General features: G+C 63.2%; 7 protein-coding genes. 2 read left to right on the top strand and 5 right to left on the bottom strand.

Translation table 11 applies throughout. The features are described from left to right. The first annotated feature begins 66 nt into the window (after positions 1-66). On the top strand, positions 67-1,215 hold the full coding sequence (gene macA, locus LVD08_RS14615) for a macrolide transporter subunit MacA (RefSeq protein WP_098968301.1): 1,149 nt from the start codon (positions 67-69) through the stop codon (positions 1,213-1,215). A 2-nt stretch (positions 1,216-1,217) separates the two neighbouring features. Beyond that, on the top strand, positions 1,218-3,176 hold the full coding sequence (locus LVD08_RS14610) for a MacB family efflux pump subunit (RefSeq protein WP_247268491.1): 1,959 nt from the start codon (positions 1,218-1,220) through the stop codon (positions 3,174-3,176). A gap of 776 nt (positions 3,177-3,952) precedes the next feature. Here LVD08_RS14610 and LVD08_RS14605 read toward each other — a convergent pair. The 5 genes from LVD08_RS14605 to LVD08_RS14585 all read right to left on the bottom strand — a co-directional run bounded on the left by LVD08_RS14605 (position 3,953) and on the right by LVD08_RS14585 (position 7,916). Next, positions 3,953-4,711 carry a PIG-L deacetylase family protein gene (locus LVD08_RS14605; RefSeq protein WP_027612047.1) on the bottom strand — a complete coding sequence of 253 codons (759 nt, stop codon included), beginning with the start codon at positions 4,709-4,711 and terminating at the stop codon, positions 3,953-3,955. 157 nt (positions 4,712-4,868) lie between these two features. After that, positions 4,869-5,555: a glycosyltransferase gene (locus LVD08_RS14600; RefSeq protein WP_247268490.1), complete on the bottom strand. Its 687-nt coding sequence runs from the start codon at positions 5,553-5,555 to the stop codon at positions 4,869-4,871. Further along, positions 5,552-6,151, bottom strand: coding sequence for an SAM-dependent methyltransferase (locus LVD08_RS14595; protein ID WP_097089609.1), 600 nt, complete (start codon positions 6,149-6,151; stop codon positions 5,552-5,554). Before LVD08_RS14595 ends, LVD08_RS14600 begins: the two co-directional genes overlap by 4 nt. Beyond that, positions 6,148-6,921, bottom strand: coding sequence for a PIG-L deacetylase family protein (locus tag LVD08_RS14590; protein ID WP_247268489.1), 774 nt, complete (start codon positions 6,919-6,921; stop codon positions 6,148-6,150). The genes LVD08_RS14595 and LVD08_RS14590 overlap by 4 nt, the downstream gene beginning before the upstream one ends. Next, a complete protein-coding gene (locus LVD08_RS14585) occupies positions 6,918-7,916 on the bottom strand; it encodes an acyl-CoA dehydrogenase family protein (protein ID WP_247268488.1) in 999 nt (332 codons plus the stop codon). Before LVD08_RS14585 ends, LVD08_RS14590 begins: the two co-directional genes overlap by 4 nt. Between the last annotated feature and the right edge of the window lies 1 nt (position 7,917).

Raw genomic sequence — 7,917 nt, 5'->3', positions numbered from 1 at the left:
GTGTGGTTGTTCTATCAAGACCCGGCCGCTGGCCGGGTTCATCCCTGAACGGACTTGTGGTTATTTATGGAAAAGTCGAAGTTGCGCAAAGTCGGTATGGGGTTGGCATTGGCGGCGGTGGCCGGGTTGGTGCTGTACACGGTGCAGGCACCCGCCGAAGCGCCGAAATACCAGACCGCCCCGGTCGAACGCTCGGATATCGAAAACACCGTGCTCGCCACCGGTTTGCTGGAAGGCGTCAAGCAGGTGGATGTCGGTGCCCAGGTGTCGGGGCAGTTGAAGTCGCTCAAGGTCAAGGTGGGCGACAAGGTGAAGAAGGGCCAGTGGCTGGCCGAGATCGATCCGCTGGTGCTGCAGAACACCCTGCGTCAGGCGCAGGTCGATGAGGAAAATCTGCAGGCGCAAAAGCGCGCCACGCAGGCCCAGCTCAAACAGACCAAAGCGATCTACGAGCGCTATCAGAACCTGCAGGAAGATGCGTCGATCTCGCGTCAGGACTTCGAAACCGCGCAATCGGACTACGAGGTGCAGCAGGCCAATCTGCTGTCGCTGGACGCGCAGATCAAAAGTGCGCACATCCAGATCGACACCGCCAAGGTCAACCTCGCGTATACGCGGATCGTCGCGCCGATCGATGGCGACGTGGTCGGCATCGTCACCCAGGAAGGCCAGACCGTGATCGCCAACCAGTTGGCGCCGATCCTGCTGAAACTGGCGGATCTGGACACCATGACCATCAAGGCCCAGGTGTCGGAGGCCGACGTGATTCATATCGCGCCGGGGCAGCAGGTGTATTTCACTATTCTCGGCGAGGACAAGCGCTATTACGGCAAGCTGCGCGGCACTGAGCCGGCGCCGCAGAACTTCCTCGAAACACCGCCGGCCGGCACCCCGAAACAAAATACCGCAGTGTTTTACAACGCGCTGTTCGAGGTGCCCAATCCCGACCATCGCTTGCGCATCTCGATGACCGCGCAGGTGCGTATCGTCCTCGATACCGCGCAATCGGTGCTGACCGTGCCGGTGGCCGCGCTCGGGCCACGCAACGCCGATGGCAGCTTTCCGGTGCGGGTGCTGGACGCCAAGGGCCAGGCGCAGTCGCGCAACGTGCAGACCGGGATCAACAACAACGTCAAAGTGCAGATCAATCAGGGCCTCAGCGAAGGCGAGCGGGTGGTGATCGGTGATCCGTTGCCCGCCGTGGCGGGGGCTTGAGCATGACGCAGCCGTTACTGCAACTGACCGGCATCACCCGCAGTTTTACCGCCGGCGACCGTGAATTTCTCGCACTGAAGAACATCAACCTGACGATCAACGCCGGAGAAATGGTGGCGATCATCGGCGCCTCCGGCTCCGGAAAATCAACCCTGATGAACATCCTCGGCTGCCTCGATTACGCCACTGCCGGCAGCTACAGGATCAACGGCCAGGAGACCCGCGACCTTGACGATCAGGCGCTGGCCGAACTGCGCCGCGATTACTTCGGTTTCATCTTCCAGCGCTATCATTTGCTGCCGCACCTGAGCGCGATGCACAACGTCGAGATGCCGGCCATCTACGCCGGCATCCCCGCACCGCAGCGCCACGCCCGCGCCCGCGAATTGCTGGCGCGGCTGGGCCTTGATGGGCACCTGACGCATCGCCCGAGCCAGCTCTCCGGCGGTCAGCAGCAACGGGTGAGTATCGCCCGGGCCTTGATGAATGGCGGTGAAGTGATTCTCGCCGACGAACCCACCGGCGCCCTCGACACCGCCAGCGGCAAAGAGGTGATGCGTATTCTGCTGGAGCTGCACGCGGCCGGGCACACGGTGATTCTGGTGACCCACGACCCGAAAGTCGCGGCCAACGCCGAACGCATCATCGAAGTCAGCGACGGTGAAATCCTCAGCGACCGGCGCAACCAGCGCGACACCGGGCAACTGTCGGACGAAGAGGAGGTGCCGCCCAAACCACCGGCGACACGCCGTTTGGTCGCCAGCCTCGGGCTGTTCAAGGAAGCCTTCAACATGGCCTGGGTGGCGCTGATTTCGCACCGCATGCGCACCTTGCTGACCATGCTCGGGATCGTCATCGGTATCACCTCGGTGGTGTCGATTTCGGCGATCGGCGAGGGCGCGAAAAATTACGTGCTCAAGGACATTTCGGCGATCGGCAGCAATACCATCGATATCTATTCCGGCAGCAGTTTCGGCGACAAACGCGCCGCGTCGATCGAGACACTGGTGCCGGCCGACGTCACCGCGCTGAATCAGCTGTATTACGTCGACAGCGCCACCCCGGTGGTCGGTCGCAGCATGCTTCTGCGTTATCGCAACATCGACCTCGATGCGCAGATCAACGGTGTCAGTGATCAGTATTTCCAGGTTCGCGGAATCAAACTGGAGGCGGGCATCACCTTCAGCGAAACCGACGCCCGGCGTCAGGCGCAGGTGGTGGTGATCGACTACAACACCCGGCATCGGCTGTTCGCCGAGGGCGTCGATCCGCTGGGCCAGGTGATCCTGATCGGCAACCTGCCGTGCACGGTGATCGGCGTGGCGGCCGAGAACAAAAACCTGTTTGCCTCCGGCAAGACTCTCAACGTCTGGGTGCCCTACGAAACCGCCGCCGGGCGTATTCTGGGCCAACGCTTCCTCGACAGCATCAGCGTACGGATCAAGAACGGCCAGTCGAGCAAAGTGGTGGAAAATCACGTCACCCAATTGATGCTGCAACGCCACGGCATCAAGGACTTCTACACCAATAACCTCGACAGCGTGATGCAGACCGTGCAGAAAACCAGCCGCTCGCTGGCCTTGCTGCTGTCGCTGATCGCGGTGATTTCGCTGGTGGTCGGCGGCATCGGCGTGATGAACATCATGCTGGTGTCGGTCACCGAGCGTACCCGCGAGATCGGCATTCGCATGGCGGTCGGCGCACGGCAGTCGGACATCCGTCAGCAGTTTCTGGTGGAGGCGGTGATGGTCTGCCTGCTCGGCGGGGCCATCGGCATTTCCCTGTCGTATGCCATCGGCCACCTGTTTTCGCTGTTCATCAAGGAATGGGAGATGGTGTTCTCCATGGCCTCGGTCGTGACGGCGGTGATCTGCTCGACGTTGATTGGCATCGTCTTCGGCTTCGTCCCCGCGCGCAATGCATCGCGCCTGGACCCGATCGAGGCGCTGGCGCGGGACTGATTGCCGGAGCTGATTGGCCGGGCTTGTGCCTGAAGTGCAAAAATCGAAAGGGACGGGTCATGAACCCGTCCCTGTATTTCGTCCTCATTCCAACTGTGGGAGCGAGCCTGCTCGCGAAAGCGGCCTCACAGTCGACCAATCCCTGACTGAATGCACTCAGTCAAATGGTGGGAGCTGGCTTGCCAGCGATGGCGGCCTACCCGCTGACCAATTCCCACCTGAATGCACGCAATCCAACTGTGGGAGCGAGCCTGCTCGCGAAAGCGGCCTCACAGTCGACCAGTCCCCAACTGAATACACTCGATCAAATGGTGGGAGCTGGCTTGCCAGCGATGGCGGCCTACCAGCCGACCAACCTCCCGCCTGAATGCACGCATTCCAACTGTGGGAGCGAGCCTGCTCGCGAAAGCGGCCTCACAGTCGACCAGTCCCCAACTGAATGCACTCGGTCAAATTGTGGGAGCTGGCTTGCCAGCGATGACGGCCTACAAGCCGACCAACCTCCCAACTGAATGCACGCATTCCAACTGTGGGAGCGGGCTTGCTCGCGAAAGCGGCCTAACAGTCGACCAATCCCCAACTGAATACACTCGGTCAAATTGTGGGAGCTGGCTTGCCAGCGATGGCGGCCTACCAGCCGACCAACCTCCCACCTGAATGCACTCATTCCAACTGTGGGAGCGGGCTTGCTCGCGAACAGGCCGGCACATTCAACATCACTGGTGTCTGAACCGACGCTTTAGCGAGCAAGCCCGCTCCCACGGGGGATGGGTGTGTCAGATGAAGACAATTTCGTAGGGCAGGCGCATCCGTTCCAGGATCACCGGCGGCAGCATCGGCGCGATGCCGATCGCCGGTTCGCCCTTGAGCTGGCTGGCATAGGCGTGGGTGGCGTGGCTTTTGCGCGCCACGGTCCAGGTGTCGAGGCGCAGTTTGCGTGCACGATCCCAAGGGATCAGGCTCTGCTCGCGCTCCGGCCAGTGCCAGGCCCAGACCGCCACGTCGTGATAGGTGGCTCCGGCTTGCGCCGCCGCGTTGGCACTGGCACGTCCGACCGCTTCGTGGTCGTCGTTGCCGTCGTTGCGCCAAGTGCTGAACACCACGTCGCCGGGGCGCAGATAACGTGAGATGAAACTGCTGATTTCCGTCTCGCGCTCGAGCAGCGCGTTGTCGGTGAACCCGCCGCGCACCCATTTCAGACTGTGCATCGGCAGGCCGAGCCGACGCAGGGCTTCGACGCTCTCTTGCGGACGGAACACGCTCAGGCGTTTTTCCGACCACTGTCGCGAGCCGGGATGGCTGGCGCTGCCATCAGTGATCGACAGCAGTTGCAGCGGATGACCGAGGCTGGAGAGCAATTGCAGGAGCCCGCCACAGGTCACCACTTCATCACCCGGATGCGGGGCGACGACGACGGCGCGAGCACCGGGGGGAACGAGGCTATGGGTGTTGATGACGGGGATGTTGTCCAGCTGGGGGGAACTGTTCCAGATCTGTACCGGCGGCGGGTTTTCGTTGAGGAATAACGGTTTCATGGGTGCTACGTCCTTGTCGAGTCAGGCCCTCAATCGAATCTGCACCGTAGAAAGGCAGGTGCGCTCGACCCGTGAAGGCGAATGGATTGCTGTGCGACGCTCCGAACCCTGGATTGCCGCGCAGCAGAGTATTGCTCATGAAAACCGGTTCGTCGCGTCACAGATCAATCTGATCCGCTTTTTTTATGTCTAACTGTACCAATTTTCGCAGGTAGTCCCCGAATCCGTCCCGGGCACGGCTGTCCAGACGGGCGCTGGTATGCACTTGCGGGCGATGGCTCCAGGCGATGTCGGCACCGAGCAATTCCAGTTGCCGCACCAGTTGCACGTCCTCATCACAGGTCAAGGGGGCGAACCCCCCGGCCCAACGATAAGCATCGGCACTGACCCCGAGATTGGCGCCGTGGATATGGCGATGCCCGTCCCGCGCCTGATAGTGACTGTGATAGCGGATTTGCGCGCTTTCGTCGAATGTCGGATCCCAATGTTCGACAGTTACCGTGCCGCACACCGCGTCCGCCCCCAGCCCCAACTGTGCCACCAGCCAGTCCTCGGCCACACGGCTGTCGGCGTCGGTGCAGGAGATCCAGCGCGCGCCACGCTCCAGCAACACCTGCGCGCCAGCGGCCCGGGCCTGGCCGACGTTGCGGGCGTCGATGTGCAGGCTCAGTACCGGAAAGTTGCTGACGATCTGTGCCGAGCGATCGGTGCAGCTGTCGAGCACCACCAGCACTTCGACCGGCTCGCCGGCCAGCAGCCCGTGTTTACTGGCGCGCACGGCGGCCGTCAGGCACTGTTCCAGCAGGTCTTGCTCGTTATGCGCGGGAATCAGAATGCCGATCATCGCAGGCCCTCCAATGCGGCCACCGAGCGCGGCTCACGGCTCCAGACTTCAAGGATAAAGTCGGACTCCTGATGCAGCGCCAGACGCGGTAGCGGTAATTGCTCGTGAATCAGGTCATGTACCTGCCGCGCGTTGAGCGGGCAGCCATCGATGGGCGGGCGCCAGTGGCAGGCCAGCAACTGGCCGTCAGCCGTCAGGGATTCACTGATGCGGCGGATCACTTCTGTCAGATCCTGGGCATCGAGGTAGTAGCCGATTTCGCTAAATACAATCAGGTCGAATTTTTCCTCCGGCCAGTCACCGGGCAGGCGACTTTGGCGCACTTCGGCGTGGTCAAACAGGCTCAATCGGGTACGCGCCAGATTCACCGCGGCACTGGCGGTGTCGCAACACAGCAGGCGGTCGCAGCGCTCGGCGAGTTCGGCGCTGAGTTCGCCATTGGCGCAGCCGGGTTCGAAGATCGCCCGATAATGCGCGCGAGGCAGGGCGGCGAGGGTGATCGCGCGTTTGCGCTGTTCGTACCAGCGCTCGCGGAAGGCCCAGGGATCATCGTTAGCGCTGAACAATCCGTCGAAGTAACGATCATCGACACTCATAGGAACACCACTTCGAACGGTTGCAGCAGACGATCCAGCACGTACGGCGCCAATACCGGTTGCAGCCCGGCTTGCGGATCGCCCTCCAACTGACTGGCGAACGCATGCACCGCGTGGCGTTTGCGCGCCACTTGCTCCGGCGACAACAGAATCTTGCGCGCGCGCTGCCACGGTACCGAAGCGTCTTCGGGGGAGGCCCAGTGCCAGGTCCATACCGGCAATTCGTGGCAGGTGGCGCCGACCCGCCTTGCGGCCTCGATACTGGCGCGCCCGGCGGCTTCGTGATCGCAGTGGCCGTCCTCGCACCAGGTGCTGAACACCACGTCGCCGGGGCGCAGGTGGCGTTCGATGAACGCGACCAGAGACGGCTCATCTGCGGCGACCTGGCTATCGCTGAAACCGCCGCGCAGCCATTTCATCCGGTGCAACGGCACGCCGAGGCGGCGCAGGGCTTCGGCCGATTCCTGCGGCCGCACTACGCTCAGCCGTTCTACCGGCCAGCGCTCGGAGCCGGGATGACTGGCGCTGCCATCGGTGACCGAAATCAGTTGCAACTGACGCCCGGCGGCGGCCAGCAACTGCAACATACCGCCGCAGCCGAGCACTTCGTCGTCCGGGTGCGGGGCGACGATCACCGCCCGCGCGCCCGGTGGCACCAGACTGAGGACATCGACGCTGTCCAGTGCCGCCAGGTGCCGCGAATGTTGCCATTGCAGCAGTGAAGTGCCCTGGTGGCCGATGATCGGATCGGGTTTATTGGCGACATTCATAGCGTCCAGGCCTCCTCGGGGTGTTCAGCCAGCGACTGGCCGAGAGCGGCCAGATCACGCTCGGCATGGCTCTGGCGCAGGAACACCGGCAGATCGGCGCTCAACCGGGCGAAGTGCCGGTCCTTGCAGAACGGCCCCGCACCCAGCGCCCGCCCGGTCTCGCGCATCACTTGCTCAGCCGATTGCTCGACCACAGCGCGGGCGCGCCGGGCCAACAGTTCGGCATCGGCTTCGGGATGCGCATCGATGTGCAGCGCACTGAAACGCAGCACATTGGCGGCTGAGTAAAGTGCTGAATCGACCACGCCGAGGTGGGCGAGGGCATGCGGTTCCTCACGTTGCGCGCAGTGTTGACGCAGCGCCTCGGCGATCTGCCGTGCCGCGCCGTACCAGCAAGCGGCAATACCGATCCCGCCTTGCCAGAAACCCGGACGATTCAGGTAGTTGCCGGGTTCGCCGATGGCCTGGGCTTCGGCGCCGTCGAACAACACTTCGACGCTGCCGGTGGCTCCCATGCCGACCGCTTGCCAGCCCTGATCGGTGATGGTCACGCCCGGTTGATCAAGTGCCACAGCGACCAGTTGCTGATGGTCTTCGGCGTCCCACGCGGTGAGCAGCGCATGGCTGAGCACCGCCGCCCCCGAGCACCAGGCCTTGCGCCCGTCGAGGCGCACCATGTGCCCGGCCGGTCGCACCTGCACCCGAGCCTGCGGTGGTTCAGCCGCCCACATGCCCCAAGTGCTGCCCGGTGTGGGCGAGCCACCGAGCTGTTCGATGATCGCCAATGCGTCAGTGTGGCCTTCGTAGAGTTTACACAAGCCCAGATCGTGTCCGCCGACTTCGGCCAGACGCTGAAAGCGCTCCAGCGTGCGGCCGCTGCCGGGCAACGGCAACTGATCCAGGCCGGCCTCGACCAGCGCCCGCAGGCAATGGCCGAGTGCGGCGGTGTCGTGATAGTCCGGCGGGCGGCGCGCCAGATAACTGTGCAGGTCCATA

This window comes from Pseudomonas sp. YL2, from assembly GCF_023063025.1.
Classification (GTDB): domain Bacteria; phylum Pseudomonadota; class Gammaproteobacteria; order Pseudomonadales; family Pseudomonadaceae; genus Aquipseudomonas; species Aquipseudomonas putida_A.
This window is presented reverse-complemented; position numbering and strand designations above follow the sequence as displayed.

Bases quoted from the DNA above. Each gene is read 5' to 3' on its own strand.
- macA (WP_098968301.1), top strand. From the start codon at position 67: ATGGAAAAGTCGAAGTTGCGCAAAGTCGGTATGGGGTTGGCATTGGCG.
- LVD08_RS14590 (WP_247268489.1), bottom strand. From the start codon at position 6,921: ATGAATGTCGCCAATAAACCCGATCCGATCATCGGCCACCAGGGCACT.
- LVD08_RS14605 (WP_027612047.1), bottom strand. From the start codon at position 4,711: ATGAAACCGTTATTCCTCAACGAAAACCCGCCGCCGGTACAGATCTGG.
- LVD08_RS14585 (WP_247268488.1), bottom strand. From the start codon at position 7,916: ATGGACCTGCACAGTTATCTGGCGCGCCGCCCGCCGGACTATCACGAC.
- LVD08_RS14600 (WP_247268490.1), bottom strand. From the start codon at position 5,555: ATGATCGGCATTCTGATTCCCGCGCATAACGAGCAAGACCTGCTGGAA.
- LVD08_RS14610 (WP_247268491.1), top strand. From the start codon at position 1,218: ATGACGCAGCCGTTACTGCAACTGACCGGCATCACCCGCAGTTTTACC.
- LVD08_RS14595 (WP_097089609.1), bottom strand. From the start codon at position 6,151: ATGAGTGTCGATGATCGTTACTTCGACGGATTGTTCAGCGCTAACGAT.